Origin of the sequence: Roseovarius mucosus DSM 17069, from assembly GCF_000768555.3 — a bacterium.
Lineage (GTDB): Bacteria > Pseudomonadota > Alphaproteobacteria > Rhodobacterales > Rhodobacteraceae > Roseovarius > Roseovarius mucosus.
Window position 1 is genome coordinate 53,732 of record NZ_KN293977.1, and the last position, 20,917, is coordinate 74,648.

Consider the following 20,917-nt stretch of genomic DNA (forward strand, 5'->3'; position numbering starts at 1 on the left):
GTGGAAATTCTGACCTCTCTGCCGCAGTTCGGCAATCTGTTCCTGACCCTTGCGGCCTTTGTCGTGGCCTTGTCGGTGATCGTCGCCGTCCATGAATATGGCCATTACATCGTCGGGCGCTGGTCGGGGATCAAGGCCGAGGTGTTCTCGCTTGGGTTTGGTCCGGTGCTGTTTTCGCGGATGGACCGGCATGGGACCCGTTGGCAGATCGCTGCCTTGCCCTTTGGTGGATATGTCAAGTTTCTCGGCGATGCCGATGCCGCGAGTGGCAAGGATGGCGCGGCGATGGCGGCGCTGCCGTCTGAACGACTGCGCCAGACCATGCATGGCGCGCCTCTCTGGGCGCGCACGGCGACGGTGGCGGCGGGGCCGATATTCAATTTCATTCTGTCCATCGTGATTTTCAGCGCTGTGATGATGACTGGTGGCAAGACCGCCGATCCGTTGACGGTGGGGGCATTGAAGCCGCTGCCGGTAGCTGGGATCACGCTAGAGCCGGGCGACCGGGTGCTGAGCATCGAAGGCCATCCCCTGCCGGATGTGGCGGCGGGCGAGGTCTATGACGACATGATCGACGCGCTGCCGCGCGTGGCGCTGCTCAGCTACAGGGTCGAACGTGCAGGGCGCGAGATCGAGGCGACGGGGCCACAGCTCATGCCGCCCTTGATCAGCGGGCTTGCGCCGCAATCGGCGGCATTTGCTGCGGATCTGGAGGCGGGCGATGTCATCACGGCGGTTAACGGCACGCCGATTGTGGCCTTTGAAGAGCTCAAGGTTGTGGTCGAGGGATCGAACGGGGCACCTCTGACGCTGACAGTGTGGCGCGAGGGTCGCGGGACCCACGAGGTCTCGATCTCGCCGCGCCGGGTGGACGAGCCGCAGCCTGAGGGCGGGTTTCGCACCGAATGGCGAATCGGGATTGCGGGCGGCATGGCGTTCGAGCCTGCGACAGAGCGGCTGGGGCTGATCGAGGCGGTGGGCGATGCGGTGGCGCAGATCGGCGACATCATCCAAAGCTCGCTCTCGGGTCTCTATCACATGATCACGGGCGCGATCAGCAGTTGCAACATGTCCGGGCCGATCGGTATCGCGCAGGTTTCGGGGGCGATGGCCAGTCAGGGCGCGCAGAGTTTCATCTGGTTCATTGCGGTGCTGTCGACGGCGGTGGGGCTACTCAATCTCTTTCCGGTGCCGGTTCTGGATGGCGGGCATTTGGTGTTTTATGCCTATGAGGCGGTCGCGGGCCGTCCGCCGAGCGAGCGGGCACTGCGTGTGCTGATGACCGTGGGGCTGACGCTTATCCTGTCGCTGATGCTGTTCGCGCTCTTCAACGATATTTTCTGCCCCTGAGGGCGGGTGCGGCTATCCTGACTTGTCTGGCGCGACGATTTCGCGCGATGCTGCGCGTGTTATAAGGGGAGCGCAGAGCATGTCAGAGCATGACTATACTGCCCGCGTCGTCTGGACCGGAAACCGGGGCGAGGGGACGCAGCATTACAAAGGGTATGACCGCACCTGGAATGTCGAGACGCCGGGCAAGCCGGTCATCCATTGCTCCAACGATCCGCTGCTGGGGGGAAACCCCGGCCTGCACAACCCCGAGGACATGCTGATTGCCGCGCTCAGCGCCTGTCATATGCTGTGGTTTCTGCATCTGGCGAGTGACGCAGGCATTGCCGTGCAATCCTACGAAGACGATCCGCTGGCGGTGGGGGAGACCGACAGCGCCGGGGCGAGCCGGTTTCTGCGCGCCACGCTGCGGCCAAGGATTGCGGTGCCGGCGGGAACCGACCTTGCCCAAGCCGATGCGCTGCATGGGCAGGTCCATGCCTTTTGCTTTATTGCGCGATCGGTGAATTTTCCGGTGAGCTACGCGGCGCGCTACCGGGTTCTGGCGTGAGTGGTCCGGGCGGCGTCGGTTTCAGGCTTGCAGCTTGGGGGCCCGCGCGTCTAGGCTGAACCTGTCAGGGTGCCGCCCTTTGGGGCGGAGAATTGGGAAGCCGGTGCAAGTCCGGCGCTGCCCCCGCAACGGTAAGGAAGGGCGTTTCGGCAATAGGCCACTGGGCAGGTTTGCCCGGGAAGGTGCCGCAACGCGAGGGCCGCAAGGCCTGCCGTCCAAGCCCGGAAACCAGCCTTGGCGTGACGTCGAATCGCGGGGTGCGGTGCGGGCGTGCGCGCGCCAAGCCGGATGCTCTGACGTGCCATGTCCCTTGCCGCTCTCGCCCCATCCGGCCCGGGGTGCGGTCGGGGAGAAGAGCAAGATGGGCTTTCAACGAATCATGGATGGGCTTGAGAGCAGCCCGGCGACCGGGTCACAGGCGATGCAGGCCGCGCGGTTGGGGTTCCTGCAGTGGGCCTGCGCGGTCGATGGGCCGGTCACGTCACAGCTTGTGAGGGCCGCGTTGGAAAGTCCGGAGGCGCGGACCGCCGAGAGCGACGCGGCGCGGGCCTTTGTCGGGGTCCTGCAAGAGGCCTGCCGGGCCTTTCAGGTCAAACCGATGCGGCGCGGACGGGCGCGGATTCTGCATTGAGGGCAGGGCCGTGGGGCCAATAGCGACCAGAGGGCCACCCGTTCGGTCATGTCACTGAATATCTCTGCCTTGCGTTTGCGCAATAAAAAACGGCGGCACCAGGGAGGAGGAGGGGTGCCGCCGTTTCCTATACGTCCGGCCCAGGGAGGAGGAGAGGGCCTTTCGCAAAACATAAGGACTTGTTCAGTCCCGATTTGACGGCCCCGAGCATCAGGGAGGAGGAAAGATGCCCGTGACCGTAACAGATACCCCAGGGAGGAGGAGGGGGGTACCTGATCTCTTATTACGACCGGTGGCCGTAAACTGTTTCATGCGCAACGCGGCGAATTTCGCTACGGTGCAGGCCCAGATCGGCAAGGTCATGCGCGCTGAGTTGCGACAGTTCATTGACCGTGCGGCGATAGGTGCGATAATTCACGACGCGCTGCATTGCAGCGTAGACAGCCGCGCTCAGGTCTTCGCCAAGGACGGCGGCGGCGGAGCGGCTGGTATTGAGCGTGGTCGGCATTGTTTCGGGTCCTTGCGGATTTGATCGTGTTAAGGTTCGGCGGAGTTCGTTTCGCCTTTTGTTGAGAGTAAGATACGCCTTTGCTGCGCGTGCACAATACCCCGGATGAGCAATGCTGCTATGCAGCAATTGCATAAGCCAAAAGTGACCTAAGGTTAAGCAAATGCGGCATTTTTTAGGCGTTATGTGAAGATGAACCGCCCCGGTTGTGGGGTGGGCGAGAGAGCAACCCGGGACCAAAGGACCGAAAATGAGCGATTTTCGCAACGAACTTGAAGCGCGGTTGCGGCAACTGGAATTGCCCGACGGCGGCAATCTTGTGTCGCGGGATATGGTGCGCGCGCTGGAGGTGGAGGCGGGCGAGGTGCGCTTTGTCATCGAGGCCCCAAGCCCGGAAATGGCGCGGATGATGGAGCCGCTGCGGGCCGCCGCCGAGCGTGCGGCATTGAGCCTGCCGGGAATCGTCCGGGCGCGCGTCGTGCTCACGGCGCAGGCGGCCCCACCTGTGCTGAAGCTGGGGCAGCATCCCAAGGGGGGCAATGCCTCGATCAGGCCAGAGGGAATTGGCGCGCTGTTGGCGGTGGCAAGTGGCAAGGGCGGCGTGGGCAAATCCACCGTCGCGGCCAATCTGGCGGTGGCGCTGGCGCGTCAGGGACGGCGCGTGGGATTGCTCGACGCGGATATTCATGGGCCGAGCCAGCCGCGCATGATGGGGCTGAGCGCGCGCCCCGCAAGCCCCGATGGCACGCGGATCACCCCGCTGGAGGCGCATGGCGTCAAGGTCATGTCAATCGGGTTGATGCTCGATCCGGCCAAGGCGGTGATCTGGCGGGGGCCGATGCTGATGGGGGCGTTGCAACAGATGATGGCGCAGGTCGATTGGGGCGATCTGGATGCGCTCATCGTCGATTTGCCGCCGGGCACGGGCGATGTGCAACTGACGCTCAGCCAACGTGCCCGGCCCGATGGGGCGATTATCGTCTCGACGCCGCAGGATGTGGCGCTTCTTGATGCGCGCAAGGCGATGGATATGTTCCGTACGCTGCAGGTGCCGATTCTGGGTATGATCGAGAATATGTCGTTCTTTACTTGCCCTGAATGTGGCCATGAGGCGCATGTCTTCGGTCATGGTGGTGTCCGGCATGAGGCCGAGGGGTTGGGTCTGCCGCTCTTGGCGGCCTTGCCGATTGATCTGGAAACCCGGCTGGCGGGGGATGCCGGCCGTCCGGTGGCGGCGGGCGACAGCGCGGCGGCGCAGGCCTATCTGGCGCTGGCACAGCGGCTGGTCGATCAGGGGCAGGGCTGAGGGCAGGGGGCGCTGCCCCCGTCCCGGATGATTCCGGGACTCCCCCGAGGTATTTCGGGCCAGATGAATCCCGGAGGGCAGGGTCAAAAGTGGGCGATCGCCTCAGTCGGGGATCGGCGTGGCCACCAGCCCCAGGCGACGGGCGCTGTCGAGCGAGAGCGTGTCGCTGTCCAGACCAAGCGGGGCCTGATAGCGGGCGATGGCGGCGCGGGTGCGGGCATCGAACCGGGCCGTGATCTGACCGGTGTAGAGCCCGCGTGCCGCGAGCGCGCGTTGCACCGAGGCGATGAATTCGGGCGTTTGCACATCGGCGCAGGGGGTTTCGTACCACGTGGTAACGCGTTCCTGCAGAATGGCCTGACGGGTCACGGTGGCATAGGTGGCAGGCCGCAGAACGCGGCCTGTGGCATCTGTTTCGGCGGGGGTAAGTTGCACCTGTTCGGTGACGGTTTCGATTACGGCAGGGGTGTCCTTTTTCCCCCAGCAGGTGCCGGGTGCGGCACCCGGCGGTGTCTCGGCCCCGAGGTTTGGGCGATCCACGCCGGGGGGCGTGGGCTGGCAGGCGGCAAGGGCAAGTGCCAGCACAAGGCAGGGCAGGCGGAAAGGCATCATGGGCGGGCGTCTCGCAGGCGGTGGACCGGTCAAGCCTAGCCTGTTTGATCCGGTGGGGAAAGCGGGGTTTCGGGATCGGCCAGAAGGTCAAGCAGGGGCGAGATGTCCTCGATCTCTTCGGCGACGACATGGGTCACACCCGATTGCCGCTCGACCCGGCCAGTGACCCGCAGCATCCGCCCGGCGATGACCGCCCGGCGAAAGCGGTCGAACACCTTGCGCCAGATCACGACATTGACGGTGCCGGTCTCGTCCTCGAGCGTGACAAAGACCACGCCGCGCGCGGTGCCGGGGCGCTGTCGCACCAGAACCAGCCCTGCCACGGTCACGCGCCGCCCCGGCGCCACCTCGGGGAGGGCGGCAGCGATCAGGGCTGAGGGGGGGCGGGCAGGTGGCATCGTGATCGGGGCTTTCTGGTGCGCGCTGTCTTGAGCAAGAGGTATCCAATTCCGAGGGCCTAGTGCAAGATCACGACGTGGTCGGGTCACGGTGATACGCGGTGATGCGGCGCACCGATCTGCGACGCGGGCACTTTCTGACGCGCCATCAGAGTGCCATTCGACACGAAAGGCGGGCACAGGGGCAGATTTCCATGATGTGGCAAAAGTGGCAGCCCGTAGGGGAGTCGAACCCCTCTTTTCAGGTTGAAAACCTGACGTCCTAACCGATAGACGAACGGGCCATGCCTTGGCGTGTCGCGTAACTAGGCAAAAGCGGCGGGGGGTGCAAGAGGGATTTTGCAAAAACTTCGCGCCACAATCAGAAATTTCTCCCCCACGGGGCAGGGGCGTCGGGCAGCGGGATTTTCAAGCCGGAGCGGCATCTTCCAGCCGCAATTGAACGGTCTGTCTGCCGCCCCAATTGTTGATGTCGAGCCGTCCAGCAAGGTGGAAGCGTGCGCCGCCATGGTTCAGCAATGTGGGTCCAAGAGGGCCGTCGAGCGCGCCAAAGCAGATCGCGTCAAGGCTTGCCCCCATGCCATCGCCAAAGCGCAGCTTGAGATGCGCGCCGCTCAGCGCCTTGGCAAAGGTGATCTGGCAATCGGGAAAGACATAGCGGGGTCCGGGCGCGCCCGCGCCAAAGGGGCCGGCGGCCTCGATCCGCTCGACCAGTTCGACCGTTGCCGCACCGGGCATCAAGAGACCGTCCAGCCGCAGATCGGCGGGGCCGCCCGCGCCCGCGCCCTGTTTGGCGAGCAACTCCGAGAGCCGTGCCATGGCAGCCTCGAGGTGATCTCGCGCCACGGTAAGCCCCGCCGCCATCTTGTGTCCGCCGCCCTTGATCAACAGCCCCTCGCTGGCCAGCCGTTGAATGGCGGCCCCGAGATCGACGCCCGAGACCGAGCGCCCCGAACCTTTGCCCTCGTCGCCGTCCAGCCCGATCACGATGGCGGGGCGGTTGGCGCGTTCCTTGAGGCGGCTGGCGACAATGCCCACGACACCGGGGTGCCAGCCCTCGCCCGCCGCCCAGACAAGAGGGGCATCAAGGCCGCGTGCCTCGGCCTGGGCGAGGGCGGCATCGCGCACCTGCGCCTCGACCTCGCGCCGCTCGGTGTTGAGCTGGTCGAGGCGTTCTGCCATGGCGCGGGCCTCGGCTGGATTATTACAGGCCAAGAGGCGCGCGCCGAGGTCCGCCTTGCCGATGCGGCCTCCGGCATTGACGCGCGGCCCCAGAAGAAAGCCCAAGTGATAGGCATTTGGGGCGGTGTCCATCCGCGCCACGTCTGCCAGCGCCACCAGACCGGGGCGCGTGCGCGTGGCCATGACGCGCAGGCCCTGGCGCACGAAGGCGCGGTTGACGCCGATGAGTGGCGCCACGTCGGCGACGGTGGCCAGTGCCACCAGATCGAGCATTGCCATCAGGTCCGGCCCCTGAGCGCCCGACGCGCGCAATTGCCGCCCGGCCTCGACCAGCATGAGAAAGACCACACCGGCGGCGCAGAGATGGGCCAGATCGCCGCTCTCGTCCTGCCGGTTGGGATTGACGACGGCGAGGGCGGGCGGCAGCGTCTCGCCGCCCAGGTGGTGATCGAGCACCACCACATCCGCGCCCTTGGCGGCGGCAATCGCCTCATGGCTGAGGGTGCCGCAATCGACGCAGACAATGAGATCGTGGCGCGCGGCCAGATCTGACATGGCGGGCACGTTGGGTCCATAGCCCTCGTCGATCCGGTCGGGGATATAGAGCGTGGGGGCGGGGGCCTGCATCTGGCGCAGCCAGTCGATCAGCAGCGCGGCAGAGGTGCCGCCATCCACATCGTAATCGGCGAAGATGGCGATGCGCTCCGAAGTCCGCACCGCCTGCAGAAAGCGCGCTGCAGCCTCTTGCATGTCGCGCAGGCTGCGCGGATCGGGCAGCAGATCGCGCAGGGTGGGGGCGAGATAGGCCTCGGTGGCATCCTCTGTCACACCCAGCCGGGCCAGCGTCTGACAGAGCGGTCGGGGCAGGGCGGTGGCCTGTGCCATCGCTTCGGCCAAGCGATCGGTTTCGGCCCCCGGACCGATCCAGCGTCGCCCCGAGAGCGAGTGTTCCACTCCGAGAAAGGCCGGTCCCATGCGCGCCTCCTCTCATTCATCTGGCGAAAAATACCTCGGGGGAGTCCCGGGTCAGGCCCGGGACGGGGGCAGCGCCCCCACCCCGGTGCCCGTGTTCAGTCCCGCTTGCTGCGATAGATCATCCGCCGCACCGATCCGGTGCGCGAGCGCATCAGCAGGGTCTCGGTTTCGACATAGCCGGGGCGGCGTTTGACGCCCGAGAGGATAGAGCCGTCGGTGACGCCGGTGGCGGCAAAGATCACATCCGATGTCACCATCTCGTCGCGCGCATAGATGCGGTCGAAATCGGTGATCCCGGCCTTGGCGGCGCGGGCGCGTTCATCCTCGTTGCGGAACACGAGGCGGCCCCACATCTGCCCGCCCATGCATTTGAGCGCAGAGGCCGCCAGCACGCCCTCGGGTGCGCCGCCCGTGCCCATGTACATGTCGATGCCGGTGCGGTCGGCCTCGGCGCAATGTATGACGCCGGCCACATCGCCATCGGGGATCAGGAACACGGCGGCCCCCGTGCTGCGCAGTTCCTCGATCATTTCCTGATGGCGCGGGCGCTCCAGCACGCAGACGGTGATCTCGGACGGGCGGCAGCCACGCGCGGCTGCCAGCGCCTCGACCCGCTCACGCGGGCTCATGGCGAGAGAGACGACATTCTCAGGGTAGCCCGGCCCGATGGCCAGCTTGTCCATATAGGTGTCGGGTGCGTGCAACAGCGTGCCGCGCGGGGCCATGGCGATCACGGTCAGGGCATTGGGCATGGCCTTGGCGGTCAGGGTGGTGCCTTCGAGCGGATCCAGCGCGATATCGACGCCGGGGCCGTCGCCGGTGCCCACCTCTTCGCCGATGAAGAGCATCGGGGCCTCGTCGCGCTCGCCCTCGCCGATCACCACGACCCCCTTGATGGCCAGAATGTTGAGCTGTTCGCGCATGGCGTTCACGGCGGCCTGATCGGCGGCCTTTTCATCGCCACGCCCGATCAGGTCAGCACAGGCCAAGGCGGCCTGTTCGGCCACGCGCGCGAGGCCGAGCGAGAGCATGCGATCGTTGAAGGCAGTATCAGAGGTCATGGGATGGTCCTTGTAAATCTGGTCAAATCAGCATTAGCGCCGCGGGCTCTGGCGCACAAGTCTGGCGGGCGGGGCCGCGTCAGACGGTTTCGATGCGCAGGGCCACCGGCTCTCCTGACAGGACGTCAAGGCGTCTGATGCCGGTCAGGGCGGTGTCGAGCGCGTCGCGCGTGGTCTTGTGCGTCACGATCAGAACCGGCGCTGTGGTGGCGTCATGGCGATACTGGCGCATCCGGTCGATGGAAATACCCGCTTCGCCGAGGATGGTTGCGACCTTGGCCAGGGCGCCGGGTTTGTCGATCAGCGACATGCGCATGTAATAGGGGGCCGGTGTGGCGCTGGTCGCGGTCTGGCAGCGGGTGAGACCGGCGGCGGGTTGGCCAAAGGTCGGCAGGCGGAAGCCGCGCGCGATGTCCATCACGTCGCCCATCACCGCGCTGGCTGTTGGGCCCATGCCCGCACCGGGGCCGCGCAGCACGATCTGTTCGACATTGTCGCCTTCGAGCACAACCATATTGGTGCCGCCCTCCAGTTGGCCAAGGGGGCTGGTGTCGGGCACAAGGCAGGGAGACATGCGCTGTTCCAGCCCGCGCCCCGTCATCTGCGCCACGCCCAAGAGCTTGATCCGATAGCCCATGTCGGCCGCGTGACGGATATCCTCGATGGTGACTTTCTGGATGCCTTCGAGGGTCACACCGTCGAAATTGACCTCGCAGCCAAAGGCGATGGAGGCGAGCAGCGCCAGCTTGTGCCCCGCGTCGATCCCGCCCACATCAAGGGTCGGGTCCGCCTCGAGATAGCCCAGTTTGGCGGCCTCTTCGAAGACCTGCGCATAGGGCAGGCCTGCCGATTGCATGCGCGTCAGGATATAGTTGCAGGTGCCGTTCATCACGCCCATGACGCGGGTGATGTCATTGCCCGCCAGCCCTTCGGTGAGCGCCTTGATGACCGGGATGCCGCCCGCGACGGCCGCCTCGAAGCGGATCACGCGGCCCGCTGCCTCGGCGGCGAGGGCCAGTGCCTGACCGTGATGGGCGAGCATTGCCTTGTTCGCGGTGACAATATCCTTGCCTGCGGCAATCGCCGCCTCGGTTGCGGCCTTGGCCGGGCCGTCCGACCCGCCCATCAGTTCGACAAACACATCCACATCATCGCGTTTGGCAAGAGCGACGGGATCATCCTCCCAGGCGTAGTCACTGAGCGTGACACCGCGATCCTTGTCGCGGGTCCGCGCCGAAACGGCGGTGATGACCACGGGTCGACCTGCGCGGGCGGCCAGAAGATTGGCCTTTTGCCGGATGATCCGCACGACACCCGTGCCGACCGTGCCCAATCCGGCGATGCCAAGGCGCAGGGGTGTGTTCATGGGGCTCTCCGATTATCACTGTTCAGGGATTTTGCCGCGATGTAACGGGTTCGGCGGTCCCTTGCAACGCGGCTTGCAGGGGCAGGGCCGTGGCTTTCACTCGTTCACACCGCTTTGCATGCGCTCTTGCGTGCCGGGATCGACCACACCGCGCTTGAGCCGTGCGGCGCGCGCACGCAATCCCGCACTGCGCTGGTCGAGCGTATCGGCGGTGTCCGGTGTGATTTGGGGCGTGGTGGCCTGCGCCCTGATGTCTTCGGTCGGGATCAGATCGGGATAGGAGGCGTCGCGGGTGCGTTTGTCGACGGTGCGGTCGAGCGGCAGGATATCGCTGCAGCCCGCCACAAGGCCGGTGAGCAGGATCAGAAGAGGCAGGCGCAAAGCCATGGCGGCCGGTATCCTTGTTCGGGTGGATGGGTCTGTCTTGCCATTCTTTGGGGTCAGAGGGCAAGCCGGGCTTTGATCTGAACGAATGTTCAGTTAAACCCGGTGTCATGGCACGAACCCAAGGCTCTCATTCCGATATCACCGGCCCGCGCGTCCGCGATGCGGCGCTGCGTCTCTTTGCGCGCCACGGGTATGCGGCGGTCTCTATGCGGCAGATCGCGGCGGCGGTGGGGGTGCAGGCGGGTGCGCTCTATAATTACACGCCCGACAAGCAAACGCTGCTCTTTGACCTGATGCGCGGGCATATGGAGGATTTGCTGGCGGCTTGGGATGCGGCAGAGCCCCAGGGCGACGCAATGGCGACGCTAGAGGCGTTCACCCGGTTTCACATCCGCTTCAACACCAGCCGGGCCGATGCGGTCTTTGTGTCCTATATGGAGTTGCGCAATCTTGAGCCTGAGAATTTCGCAGTCATCGAAGGGTTGCGGCGGGACTATGAGACGCGGCTTGAGGTGGTGTTGCGGCGCGGGGGAGAGGCGGGCGTGATGGTCGTGACCGAGCCACGGATTGCCAGCATGGCGCTGATTGCCATGCTGACGGGCGTGAACACCTGGTATCGCGCAGAGGGGCGTTTGTCGCTCGATGAGGTCGAGGCGGTCTATTGGGATATGGTGCGCCGGTCGGTGACGGGGTGAACCGACGGCGTGGCCGGCCGATGAGGGCGGGCCATCACCATCGGTCGAGGTCGGTTTCCGCCTTTTTTCAGTCCCGCAGGTTGGTTTCCAGCCAATGTTCCAACCAGTGAATGTTGTAATTCCCGGACTGGATGTCATCCTCTTGCAGAAGCGCGTGAAAGAGGGGCACGGTGGTGTCGACGCCATCCACGATCAACTCGCCAAGTGCGCGGGCCAGACGGCGCAGGGCGCTGTGACGGTCCTTGCCATGCACGATCAGTTTGGCAATGAGGCTGTCATAGTAGGGCGGAATTTTATAGCCGTCATAGAGCGCTGAATCCATCCGCACGCCCAGACCGCCGGGGGCGTGAAACTGGGTGATCCGGCCGGGGCGCGGCGCGAAATCCGGCAGTTTCTCGGCGTTGATGCGCACCTCAATGGCGTGGCCATTGATGATGAGGTCGTCCTGAGTAAAGGACATCGGCAGGCCTTCGGCGACGCGGATCTGTTCCTGCACGAGGTCCACGCCAAAGATCGCCTCGGTCACGGGATGCTCGACCTGCAGGCGCGTGTTCATCTCGATGAAAAAGAATTCGCCCTTTTCATAGAGAAACTCGATGGTGCCTGCGCCGCGATACTGGATGTTCGCGCAGGCATCGGCGCAGATCTTGCCGATACGCGCGCGTTCTTCGGCGGTGATGCAGGGGCCGGGGGCCTCTTCCAGCACCTTTTGGTGGCGGCGTTGCAGCGAGCAGTCGCGCTCGCCCAGATGTACGGCGCGGCCCTTGCCATCGCCGAACACCTGAATTTCGATATGGCGCGGCGTGGTGAGGTATTTCTCGATATAGACCTCGTCATTGCCAAAGGCGGCCTTGGCCTCGGAACGGGCGGTGAGAAAGGCCTTTTCCAACTCGGTGGCGCTCTGCGCCACCTTCATGCCGCGTCCGCCGCCACCGGCGGTGGCCTTGACGATCACCGGAAAACCGATCTCCGCGCAGAGCGCCTGCGCTTGCTTGAGAGTGGCGACGCCCCCCTCGGAGCCGGGCACGCAGGGCACGCCAAGCGCTTTCATCGTGTCCTTGGCGGTGATCTTGTCGCCCATGATGCGGATGTGTTCGGCGGATGGGCCGATAAAGGTCAGTCCGTGATCCTCGACGATCTGCACGAAATTGGCATTCTCGCTGAGAAAGCCATAGCCGGGATGGATCGCCTGCGCGCCCGTGACCTCGCAGGCGGCGATGATCGAGGGAATCGACAGATAGCTTTCAGACGAGGACGGCGGTCCGATGCAGACGGATTCGTCGGCCATGCGCACATGCATCGCGTCGGCGTCGGCGGTGGAATGGACCGCGACGGTCTTGATCCCCATCTCACGGGCGGCGCGGATCACGCGGAGGGCAATCTCACCCCGGTTGGCGATCAGGATTTTCTCGAACATCGTTTGGGCCTTATTCGATGATCATCAGAGGTGCGCCATATTCGACCGCCGCGCCATCTTCGATCAGGATGCGTTTGACGGTGCCGCCGCGCGGGGCGGGAATATGGTTCATGGTCTTCATCGCCTCGATGATCAGAAGCGTGTCGCCCTCGGACACCTGCGTGCCCACGCTGACAAAGGCGGGCGCGCCCGGTTCGGCCTGCATATACACGGTGCCGACCATGGGCGAGGTGACGGCGCCGGGGTGGCTTGCCGGGTCTTCGGTGGCTGACCCGGCGGCGGGGGCAGGGGCGGCCATGGTGGCGGGAGCCGGAGCATATGAGGGGGGCCGGGGCCGGGGCGTAGTGGGCCGTGACGGCCTCACCGCGGCGGCTCACGCGGACCTGCAGCGTGTCATCCTCGCCATATTCCCGCTTGACCGACAACTCTGTCAGGTCGTTCTCGTTCAGGAGTTCCGCCAGAGCCTTGATAAAGGCCACGTCCGATTCATGGGATTTGTTCGACATATCTTCCTCGACCACAGCGCGATGATGTCCCGCGTGGCGGGCTCATGGCATTTGTTTTGGCCGCTTATAGGGCAAGGTGCAGGCTGAGAAAAGCGGCCATTGCCCCTTAATCTGGGGGCAGGGGGGCAATTTTACGAGAGGCGCGCGCAATCAGAGCGGCATGCCCGAAAGTTTGGCCACGAGTTCCGCGAGTTTTCGGGCCTGAAATTTCTCAAGCAGGCGCGCGCGATAAACCTCGACCGTGCGATAGCTCAGACCGAGATCAAGGCCGATTTCCTTCGACGTCAGCCCGCGACAGGTGAGAATCGCCACCTCGCGTTCGCGTTGGGTCAGTTCGACAAGCGGGCGTTCGTCCGAGAGATCGGAAAAAGACCAGATGCCGCGCTGAAACGGCGCCTCTGGCGTGAGCGACTGTCCGCGCACCCGGCACCAGAAGAGCGTGCCGTTGCGCCGCTTCATCACCCGCTCGTCGGAATAGCGCCCGGTCTTGCGCATGATGGCAAGCGCATCTGCCCCGATGCGGCGATAATCCTCGATCGAGGGGTAATAGCGGGCCAGCGGGATATTGGCATAATCGGCGGGGGTATCGCCAAAGATCGCGGCGAATTTCTGATTGCACTGCCGGATGATGCGATGTTCCAGCAGGGCAAGGCCCACGGGGGCATGATCGAAGGCGAGTTCCTTGATGTCCATGGCCCGTTATGCCGCGCGGGATGCGGCACGCCAAGCGGTTTGCGTGTTTCTACGGAATTGTGCTGGGGCCGCGTCAGTGTTTTGGTGTGGATTGGGAGGAACCGGGGATGAATATCGGGATATGGCTGGAACGCGCGGCGCAGGCGTGGCCTGCGCGCGGGGCGCTCTTCACCGGCGTTGATCTGGTGGCGGATTATGCCGGATTTGACCGCGCGGCACGTGAAGTGGCTGGCGCGCTTGTCGCGCAAGGCGTGGCCCCCGGCGACCGGGTCGCGATCTTCATGGGCAATGCGCCCGACTATCTCTTGGCGCTCTACGGTATCTGGTATGCCGGGGCCGCCGCCGTGCCGATCAATGCCAAGCTGCACGCGGCAGAGGCGGCCTGGATCATCACCGATGCAGGTGCGCGGGTGGTTTTGGCGGATGCGGCGCGGCGGGAGGCCTTGTCCGAGCAGGGGGTTACGGCGCAGGCGGTCACGCAGGGCGCGCCCGTGGCCGAGGTCGCCGCGCGCGCGCCGGGCGATCTGGCATGGCTCTTCTACACCTCGGGCACCACCGGGCGACCCAAAGGGGTGCGGATCACGCATCGGATGCTGGTGGCGATGTCGCTGAGCTATCTGGCGGATGTGGATGAGGTGACGGGCGCGGATGCAACGCTCTACGCCGCGCCGATGAGCCATGGCGCGGGGCTCTATGCGATGGTGCATGTGTTGCGCGGGGCGCGGCATGTCTGTCCGGCGTCGGGCGGGTTCGACGAGGGCGAGATTTTCGATCTCGCGCGGCATCATGGCCGGGTGCATATGTTCGCCGCGCCCACGATGGTGAAACGGCTGACCGCTTGGGCGCGGGCGCGCGGCGAGACTGGCGCGGGCCTGCGCAGCGTGGTCTATGCCGGGGGGCCGATGTATCTGGCGGATATTCTCGAGGCGGTCGAGGTGTTCGGCCCGGTTTTCCTGCAAATCTACGGGCAGGGGGAATGCCCGATGGCGATCACCGCGCTGTCCCGCGCCGATGTGGCGGGTCGCAACCATCCGCGTTGGCGCGAGCGGCTGGCCTCGGTGGGCCGCGCGCAGTCGGTGGTCGAGGTGCGGATTGCCGACGACACCGGGGCGGAGGTACCGCCGGGGGAGGTGGGCGAAATCCTCGTGCGCGGCGATGCGGTGATGCCGGGCTATTGGCAGAACACGGCGGCGAGTGAAAAGGCGCTGCGCGGCGGCTGGCTCTGGACTGGCGATCTGGGCCGGATGGACGGTGACGGCTATGTGACCCTGCAGGACCGCTCCAAGGATATGATCATCTCGGGCGGCAGCAATATCTATCCGCGCGAGGTGGAAGAGGTGCTCTTGACCCATCCTGACGTGATCGAGGTGGCGGTGGTGGGCATGGCCGATGCCGAATGGGGCGAGGTGGTGGTGGCCTTTGTGGTCTGTGATGGGGCGCTGGATGAGGCAGCACTTGACGCGCACTGCCTGAGCCATATTGCCCGGTTCAAGCGGCCCAAGCGCTATATCGCGCTGCCCGAGTTGCCCAAGAACAATTACGGCAAGGTGCTCAAGACTGAATTGCGGGCGCGCTTGGCCGAGTAGACCGACCTTGTTTTAGACTGTCAAAGGCGCTAGATGCGCGGGGTCGAGCGGTCGCAGCCTACCCGCTTTAAAAAACAAGGATGAAAGATGAGGACGATTGTTATCTGCTCGGGCGGGCTCGATTCCGTATCGCTCGCCCATAAGGTGGCCGCTGAGCATGAATTGGCGGGGCTTCTGAGCTTTGATTACGGGCAACGCCATGTGAAAGAGGTGGAATATGCCGCCGCTTGTGCGCGCCGTCTGGGTGTGCCGCACAAGGTGGTGGATATTCGCCAGATCGGGGCGGCGCTGTCGGGATCGGCGCTGACCGATGACGTCGCGGTGCCAGATGGGCATTACGCCGAAGAGACCATGAAAATCACCATCGTGCCCAATCGCAATGCGATCATGCTGGCCATTGCCTTTGGCATGGCGGCGGCGGAAAAAGCGGATGCCGTGGCCACGGCGGTGCATGGTGGGGATCATTTCATCTACCCCGATTGCCGTCCCGGCTTTATCCATGCCTTTCAGGCGATGCAGGACGCGGCGCTGGAGGGCTATGCCGAGGTCACGCTCTACACGCCCTACCTCAACGGCTCGAAAGGTGACATCGTCGCCGATGGTGCCAAGCATGGCACGCCCTTTGCCGAAACATGGTCGTGCTACAAGGGTGGGGCGCGTCACTGCGGGCGGTGCGGCACCTGTGTCGAGCGGCGCGAGGCGTTTCATCTCGCGGGGGGTGATTGACCCCACCGAGTATGCGGACCCGGATTTCTGGCTGGCGGCTGTGGCCGGACGGGGGGCGTGATGTATCGGATCACAAAGGAATTCCACTTTTCCGCCTCACATCAGCTTTTTGGCCTGCCGCCCGAGCATCAATGCGCGCGGCTGCATGGGCATAATTACATCGTGGTGGTGGAGCTGACCGCCGCCGAATTGAACGCGCATGGGTTCGTGCGCGATTACCTCGATCTGGGCGATCTGAAACGGTATATCGACGACACGCTGGATCACCGGCATCTGAATGATGTGCTGGGGGATGATTGTGTGACCGCCGAGCGGATGGCCAAGCATCTCTTTGACTGGTGTCGGGCGCGGTGGCCCGAGGTGACGGCGGTCAAGGTCAGCGAGACGCCGAAAACATGGGCGGAGTATCGCCCGTGAGCGAGGCGATCCGGGTATCCGAAATCTTTGGCCCGACCATTCAGGGCGAGGGCGCGCTGATCGGGCAGCCGACAGTATTCGTGCGCACCGGGGGCTGCGATTATCGGTGTAGCTGGTGTGACAGCCTGCATGCGGTCGAGTCGGCCTATCGCGAGACATGGGTGCCGATGAGCCCCGACGCGGTGTTGGCCGAGGTCGCGCGCCTCTCGGACGGTCGGCCGATCATGGTGACACTCTCGGGCGGCAATCCGGCGATACAGCCCTTGGGCGCGTTGATCGACCAAGGCCATGCGCGCGGCTATCGGTTCGCGATGGAAACCCAAGGCTCTGTCGCGCGCGACTGGTTTGCCGCGCTCGATATGCTGGTGCTCAGCCCCAAGCCGCCGTCTTCGGGCATGGAGGTAGACTGGGCGCTCTTTGACGATTGTGTTGCGGCGGCCAAGGGCGCGGCGCGCGTGCTCAAGATCGTGGTGTTTGACGAGGCGGATTACCAATGGGCGCGGGACGTGGCGGGGCGCTATCCTGACCTGCCGCTCTATCTGCAACCGGGCAATCACACGCCGCCCCCACCCGAGGATGACACGGCCACCGTGGATCAGGCGGGCATCGACGACCGGATGCGCTGGCTGGTGGAGCGGGTGACAGCCGACGGATGGTTTGACGCGAAGGTTTTGCCGCAATTGCATGTGATGCTCTGGGGCAACAAGCGCGGGGTGTGAAGGAGAGAAAGATGAGCGAGAATATCTACAAGGATCTCAAACAGTTGGGCGGTGCTACCGTGGTCCCGCAAAGCCCGGAAGAGGCGGTGCTGGAGCGGGTTTCCAATCCGCAGGCCGATGTGCGGTATAACGTGCGCTTCACCGCGCCCGAGTTTACCTCGCTCTGCCCGATGACCGGACAGCCGGATTTCGCGCATCTGGTGATTGACTATGTGCCGGGCAAATGGCTGGTCGAGAGCAAGTCGCTCAAGCTCTATCTCACCAGCTTTCGCAATCACGGGGCGTTCCACGAGGATTGCACGATTTCGATTGCCCGGCGGCTGGTGGAATTTCTCGAACCGGAGTGGCTGCGGATTGGCGGCTACTGGTATCCGCGCGGCGGTATCCCGATTGATGTGTTCTGGCAGACCGGGGCGATGCCCGACGGGGTCTGGATTCCCGATCAGGGCGTGCCGCCCTATCGCGGGCGCGGCTGAGGCCGTTGGATTTTTTGCGCCCGCCCGTTGACCGGGCGGGCGCGTGTTGCGTCACACGCCAAGCCAGCGATGCTGTGCCTCGGTGTCGGCGCGGATCGCCTCGGCGCTGCCGGTCCAGACCACCTGACCCTTGCTGACCACGACCACATCATCGGCAAGCGAGGTGGCAAAGCCGAAATTCTGCTCGACCAGAACCATCGACAGCCCCTCGCGCTTGAGCTCCATCAGCTTGTCATGGATCAGCTTGACGATGATCGGGGCCAGCCCCTCGGTCGGCTCGTCGAGGATCAAGAGGCGCGGATTCATCAGAAGCGCGCGCGCGATAGCCAGCATCTGCTGTTCGCCCCCCGACAGTTGCGTGCCGCCATTCTCCAACCGCTCGCCAAGGCGCGGGAAAAGGTCCAGCACCCGGTCCATCGTCCAGGCCCCGTCAAACCGCTTGGACGCGATTTCAAGGTTTTCGCGCACCGTCAGAGAGGGAAAGATATCCCGCGTTTCGGGCACATAGGCGATGCCCGCCTTGGCGATGTCATAGGGGCGCTTGGGCATGGCCTGCCCGTCCAAGGTGATCTGCCCGTCGCGCAGCGGCAAGAGGCCCATCACCGTCTTGAGCGTGGTCGATTTGCCCGCGCCATTGCGCCCCAGAATGGCCAGAACCCGGCCCGCTTCGGCGCGCAGGCCCATGCCATAGAGCACCTGGGTTTCGCCATAGCCGGAATTGACGGCATTCAGTTCAAGCATCTTCCCAACTCCCCAGATAGATGTCCTTGAGCAGCTTGGAGCCGCGCGCGGCCTCGGGCAGCCCGTCAAAGACCACTTCGCCATAGTTCAGCACGGTGATCGTATCGGCCACGTCAAAGGCCAGATCCATGTCATGCTCGATGATCAACAGCGTCAGATCACGCGGCAGGTTGCCCAGCAGATCGTGAAAGCCCTTGGCCATCTCGGGGCCGACACCGCTGGTCGGTTCGTCCATCAAGAGAACGAGGGGCCGTGTGGCAAGGGCCACGCCCACCTCCAATTGCCGCCGCACGCCGTAGCTCACCTCGGACACGCGCGCATGCAGATAAGGCATGAGATTGACCTGCTCGGCCACCTCGGCCACGATCTCGCGCACCTCGGGGCGGGCGAGGCTGTCGGTATGGAGCCGCGTTGCGTTACCGGTGTGGATCGCCGCCGCGAGCCCCAGATTTTCCTCGACGGTCAGCCCGTCAAAGAGCGTGTTCTTCTGATAGCTGCGCGACAGACCTTGGCGCGCGCGCCGGGCCACGGGCAGGGCGGTCACATCCTCGCCTGCCAGATGCACCGAGCCGCTGTCGGGGGTCAGTTCCCCCACTAGCAGGTTGAAGAGCGTCGTCTTGCCCGCGCCATTCGGCCCAAGGATCACCCGCCGCTCGCCCCGCTCCAGTTTGAGCGAGACCCCGCGCGTGACATGCACCGCACCAAAGCTCTTGTCGAGATTGCGTGTCTCAAGCATCGGTCTTGACCTCCCTGGGGTCTATATCGCGCACCGCATCCGCCGCGCGCCGTTCAATCCGCGCGCCAAACCGCGCCTCGATCCAGCCAAAGATGCCATTGGCGCGGCTCATCACCACGGCAATCAGGATGACCCCGACCACTAGATGCCAATAACTCGTGAGCGCGCCCACCTCATGCTTGAGCAGCACAAAGACCGCCGCCCCCAGCAAGGGGCCGACCAGCGTGCCAAGCCCGCCCAGGATCACCACCACCAGCGCTTCGCCCGATACCGTCCAGGACAGAAGGCCGGGAGAGACGAACATCACATGCTGTGCTGCCATCACACCGGCCAGGCCCGAGATCAGACCAGAGAGGCCAAAGACATCCGCCTTGACCCTCCAGACCGTAAGGCCAAGCGCGCGCATCCGCTGTTCATTATGCATGACCCCAGAGAGGGACCGACCCAATCCTGAGCGCAGGATCAGCACCGCCGCGCCATAGATCGCGGCCAGCACGCCAAGGCAAAAGAGTGCAAAGCTGCGCCCGTCGTTGAGATCGAGCCCTATCAGCGTGAGGTCCAGCCGGGCAATGCCGCCCAGCCCGTCATCGCCACCAAAGAGCGGCGCCTCGAACACATAGGAATAGCCCATCTGACCAAAGGCGAGCGTTGCCATGATGAAATAGATGCCGTGACTGCGCGCGCAGATGGCTCCGATGACCCAAGCGATACCCCCGGTCACGGCCACCGCCCCGCCCATTGCCATGAGCGGCGTCAGCCCCACCTTGGTGGACAGGATCGCATAACCATAGGCCCCGACGCCAAGCAATGCGCCGTGGCAGAGCGAGACCATGCCGCCAAAGCCCGCGACCATGTCGAGCGCGATCACCAGCATGGCGAGAATGAGTATCTCGGTCAGGATTTCCAGCCCGAAATATTCCGCGGTAAAGGCCTGAAAGAGGGCGGCCGAAGCCAAGAGCACGAGCGCGGCATATCTGAGTGGTGTATGTCGAAACATCGCCTTATTCTTTCGCCGGAAAGAGGCCCACGGGCCGGATCACCAGCACCGCCGCCAAGAGCGCGTAGATCAGAACCGAGGCCAGTTGCGGTGCCAGCACCGCGCCAAAGGTCTGTACGAAGCCAAAGATGAGCGAGCCCGCAATCGCCCCCTTGAGCGAGCCGAGACCCCCGATCACGATCACGATCAGGGTTGGGATGAGGATTTGCAGGCCCATGTCGGGTGTGACGCTCAGCAAGGGGGCCGCCACGGCGCCCGCCAGACCCGCAAGCGCGCAGCCCACGCAGAACACGATGAAAAAGAGTCGCTCGACATTGATCCCAAGACAGGCCGCCATCGCGTCATTGTCGACGCCCGCGCGGATCATCGCACCGATCTGTGTGCGGCTGAGGACAAAGGCCAGAGCGGCAAAGATTGCCTGTCCCAGAGCGATGATGAAGAGCCGGTAAACGGGGTATTCGACACCCAAGAGCGCCACGCGCCCGGCAAGAAGTGTTGGCACTTCCAGCCCCAGTGCCAGATCGCCCCAGACGATCCGGGTTATATCGAGCAGGGCAAAGATGAGGCCGAATGTCACCAGCACCTGCGCCATCGGCCCCGATTTGCGCATCCGTTGAATGAGGCCGGAATAGAGCAGCACGCCCACCCCTGCGACCGCCACCGGGGCCAGGAAGAACCCTGCCCAATAGCCGCCGACCGCCGCCACAGAGGCCGCGAAATAGGCCCCGAGCGCGTAGAGCGCGCCATGCGCCAGATTGACGAAATGCATCAGGCCAAAAATCACGGTCAGGCCGATGGAAAGCAGAAACAGAAGCATCGAAAGCTGGAGCGCGTTGAGCGCCTGCAGCGTCCAGAAACCCAGATCAAGTGACATTGCGGAAC

22 protein-coding genes, 1 tRNA gene, 2 pseudogenes and 1 riboswitch are annotated in these 20,917 nt (G+C 64.6%); of the genes and pseudogenes, 10 read left to right on the top strand and 15 right to left on the bottom strand.

Translation table 11 applies throughout. The features are described 5' to 3' along the window. The 3 genes from rseP to ROSMUC_RS05770 all read left to right on the top strand — a co-directional run bounded on the left by rseP (nucleotide 1) and on the right by ROSMUC_RS05770 (nucleotide 2,531). Entirely contained in the window at nucleotides 1-1,350 is a 1,350-nt protein-coding gene (rseP, locus tag ROSMUC_RS05760; protein WP_037270568.1) for an RIP metalloprotease RseP, read from the top strand. 79 nt (nucleotides 1,351-1,429) lie between these two features. Continuing rightward, nucleotides 1,430-1,900 carry an OsmC family protein gene (locus ROSMUC_RS05765; RefSeq protein ID WP_037270570.1) on the top strand — a complete coding sequence of 157 codons (471 nt, stop codon included), beginning with the start codon at nucleotides 1,430-1,432 and terminating at the stop codon, nucleotides 1,898-1,900. A gap of 50 nt (nucleotides 1,901-1,950) precedes the next feature. Next, a riboswitch (cobalamin riboswitch) is annotated at nucleotides 1,951-2,151 on the top strand. 110 nt (nucleotides 2,152-2,261) lie between these two features. Then, complete coding sequence (locus ROSMUC_RS05770) at nucleotides 2,262-2,531, top strand: hypothetical protein (protein WP_245875124.1); 270 nt, start codon at nucleotides 2,262-2,264, stop codon at nucleotides 2,529-2,531. A 283-nt stretch (nucleotides 2,532-2,814) separates the two neighbouring features. Here the strand turns inward: ROSMUC_RS05770 and ROSMUC_RS05775 are convergent, their stop codons facing one another. Further along, the gene (locus ROSMUC_RS05775; RefSeq protein WP_037270571.1) at nucleotides 2,815-3,039 is read right to left on the bottom strand and encodes a DUF1127 domain-containing protein; all 225 of its coding nucleotides are present in this window, start codon (nucleotides 3,037-3,039) and stop codon (nucleotides 2,815-2,817) included. A 250-nt stretch (nucleotides 3,040-3,289) separates the two neighbouring features. Here ROSMUC_RS05775 and ROSMUC_RS05780 point away from each other — a divergent pair, with 250 nt between their 5' ends. Then, complete coding sequence (locus tag ROSMUC_RS05780) at nucleotides 3,290-4,345, top strand: Mrp/NBP35 family ATP-binding protein (RefSeq protein WP_037270572.1); 1,056 nt, start codon at nucleotides 3,290-3,292, stop codon at nucleotides 4,343-4,345. Between the two features lie 102 nt (nucleotides 4,346-4,447). On the opposite strand, the gene ROSMUC_RS05785 is transcribed toward ROSMUC_RS05780, so the two are convergent. From ROSMUC_RS05785 to ROSMUC_RS05815, 7 genes are all read right to left on the bottom strand, one after another. Then, complete coding sequence (locus ROSMUC_RS05785; protein WP_037270573.1) at nucleotides 4,448-4,957, bottom strand: peptidoglycan-binding domain-containing protein; 510 nt, start codon at nucleotides 4,955-4,957, stop codon at nucleotides 4,448-4,450. Between the two features lie 35 nt (nucleotides 4,958-4,992). Then, nucleotides 4,993-5,355, bottom strand: coding sequence for an OB-fold nucleic acid binding domain-containing protein (locus tag ROSMUC_RS05790; RefSeq protein ID WP_037270575.1), 363 nt, complete (start codon nucleotides 5,353-5,355; stop codon nucleotides 4,993-4,995). 209 nt (nucleotides 5,356-5,564) lie between these two features. After that, nucleotides 5,565-5,639: transfer RNA gene (locus ROSMUC_RS05795), tRNA-Glu, on the bottom strand. Between the two features lie 124 nt (nucleotides 5,640-5,763). Continuing rightward, nucleotides 5,764-7,512 carry a single-stranded-DNA-specific exonuclease RecJ gene (recJ, locus tag ROSMUC_RS05800; RefSeq protein WP_037270580.1) on the bottom strand — a complete coding sequence of 583 codons (1,749 nt, stop codon included), beginning with the start codon at nucleotides 7,510-7,512 and terminating at the stop codon, nucleotides 5,764-5,766. A gap of 95 nt (nucleotides 7,513-7,607) precedes the next feature. Continuing rightward, on the bottom strand, nucleotides 7,608-8,573 hold the full coding sequence (glpX, locus tag ROSMUC_RS05805) for a class II fructose-bisphosphatase (RefSeq protein ID WP_037270582.1): 966 nt from the start codon (nucleotides 8,571-8,573) through the stop codon (nucleotides 7,608-7,610). Nucleotides 8,574-8,652: 79 nt separating this feature from the next. Then, nucleotides 8,653-9,939: a homoserine dehydrogenase gene (locus ROSMUC_RS05810; RefSeq protein ID WP_037270583.1), complete on the bottom strand. Its 1,287-nt coding sequence runs from the start codon at nucleotides 9,937-9,939 to the stop codon at nucleotides 8,653-8,655. Nucleotides 9,940-10,035: 96 nt separating this feature from the next. After that, a complete protein-coding gene (locus tag ROSMUC_RS05815; protein ID WP_037270585.1) occupies nucleotides 10,036-10,326 on the bottom strand; it encodes a hypothetical protein in 291 nt (96 codons plus the stop codon). A 107-nt stretch (nucleotides 10,327-10,433) separates the two neighbouring features. Here ROSMUC_RS05815 and ROSMUC_RS05820 point away from each other — a divergent pair, with 107 nt between their 5' ends. Beyond that, nucleotides 10,434-11,021 (top strand): TetR/AcrR family transcriptional regulator, encoded by a 588-nt coding sequence (locus ROSMUC_RS05820; protein WP_037270592.1) that lies wholly within the window; start codon nucleotides 10,434-10,436, stop codon nucleotides 11,019-11,021. A 67-nt stretch (nucleotides 11,022-11,088) separates the two neighbouring features. Here the strand turns inward: ROSMUC_RS05820 and accC are convergent, their stop codons facing one another. The 3 genes and pseudogenes from accC to ROSMUC_RS05835 all read right to left on the bottom strand — a co-directional run bounded on the left by accC (nucleotide 11,089) and on the right by ROSMUC_RS05835 (nucleotide 13,637). Continuing rightward, nucleotides 11,089-12,438 (bottom strand): acetyl-CoA carboxylase biotin carboxylase subunit, encoded by a 1,350-nt coding sequence (gene accC, locus ROSMUC_RS05825; RefSeq protein ID WP_037270593.1) that lies wholly within the window; start codon nucleotides 12,436-12,438, stop codon nucleotides 11,089-11,091. A gap of 10 nt (nucleotides 12,439-12,448) precedes the next feature. Further along, nucleotides 12,449-12,944, bottom strand: a pseudogene (gene accB / locus ROSMUC_RS05830) (acetyl-CoA carboxylase biotin carboxyl carrier protein). Nucleotides 12,945-13,094: 150 nt separating this feature from the next. Continuing rightward, complete coding sequence (locus tag ROSMUC_RS05835; RefSeq protein WP_245875125.1) at nucleotides 13,095-13,637, bottom strand: LuxR C-terminal-related transcriptional regulator; 543 nt, start codon at nucleotides 13,635-13,637, stop codon at nucleotides 13,095-13,097. Between the two features lie 107 nt (nucleotides 13,638-13,744). Here ROSMUC_RS05835 and ROSMUC_RS05840 point away from each other — a divergent pair, with 107 nt between their 5' ends. From ROSMUC_RS05840 to queF, 5 genes and pseudogenes are all read left to right on the top strand, one after another. After that, nucleotides 13,745-15,223, top strand: a complete 1,479-nt coding sequence (locus tag ROSMUC_RS05840) for an AMP-binding protein (protein WP_037271012.1) — start codon at nucleotides 13,745-13,747, stop codon at nucleotides 15,221-15,223. Nucleotides 15,224-15,310: 87 nt separating this feature from the next. Then, nucleotides 15,311-16,010: pseudogene (gene queC / locus ROSMUC_RS05845) on the top strand (7-cyano-7-deazaguanine synthase QueC). Continuing rightward, nucleotides 16,010-16,366, top strand: a complete 357-nt coding sequence (locus ROSMUC_RS05850) for a 6-pyruvoyl trahydropterin synthase family protein (RefSeq protein ID WP_037270594.1) — start codon at nucleotides 16,010-16,012, stop codon at nucleotides 16,364-16,366. Before queC ends, ROSMUC_RS05850 begins: the two are co-directional and overlap by 1 nt. Further along, nucleotides 16,345-17,085 carry a 7-carboxy-7-deazaguanine synthase QueE gene (queE, locus tag ROSMUC_RS05855; RefSeq protein ID WP_037270595.1) on the top strand — a complete coding sequence of 247 codons (741 nt, stop codon included), beginning with the start codon at nucleotides 16,345-16,347 and terminating at the stop codon, nucleotides 17,083-17,085. The genes ROSMUC_RS05850 and queE overlap by 22 nt, the downstream gene beginning before the upstream one ends. 11 nt (nucleotides 17,086-17,096) lie before the next feature. Beyond that, a complete protein-coding gene (queF, locus tag ROSMUC_RS05860) occupies nucleotides 17,097-17,561 on the top strand; it encodes a preQ(1) synthase (protein ID WP_037271013.1) in 465 nt (154 codons plus the stop codon). A 51-nt stretch (nucleotides 17,562-17,612) separates the two neighbouring features. Here queF and ROSMUC_RS05865 read toward each other — a convergent pair whose 3' ends face one another. From ROSMUC_RS05865 to ROSMUC_RS05880, 4 genes are read right to left on the bottom strand one after another with little or no spacing between them, the layout of a single operon-like run. Next, nucleotides 17,613-18,302 (bottom strand): ABC transporter ATP-binding protein, encoded by a 690-nt coding sequence (locus ROSMUC_RS05865; protein ID WP_037270597.1) that lies wholly within the window; start codon nucleotides 18,300-18,302, stop codon nucleotides 17,613-17,615. Further along, nucleotides 18,295-19,038 (bottom strand): ABC transporter ATP-binding protein, encoded by a 744-nt coding sequence (locus ROSMUC_RS05870; protein ID WP_037270599.1) that lies wholly within the window; start codon nucleotides 19,036-19,038, stop codon nucleotides 18,295-18,297. The genes ROSMUC_RS05865 and ROSMUC_RS05870 overlap by 8 nt, the downstream gene beginning before the upstream one ends. Further along, entirely contained in the window at nucleotides 19,031-20,035 is a 1,005-nt protein-coding gene (locus ROSMUC_RS05875; protein WP_037270600.1) for a branched-chain amino acid ABC transporter permease, read from the bottom strand. The genes ROSMUC_RS05870 and ROSMUC_RS05875 overlap by 8 nt, the downstream gene beginning before the upstream one ends. Nucleotides 20,036-20,039: 4 nt before the next feature. Next, the gene (locus tag ROSMUC_RS05880; protein WP_037270602.1) at nucleotides 20,040-20,909 is read right to left on the bottom strand and encodes a branched-chain amino acid ABC transporter permease; all 870 of its coding nucleotides are present in this window, start codon (nucleotides 20,907-20,909) and stop codon (nucleotides 20,040-20,042) included. Nucleotides 20,910-20,917: the final 8 nt, after the last annotated feature.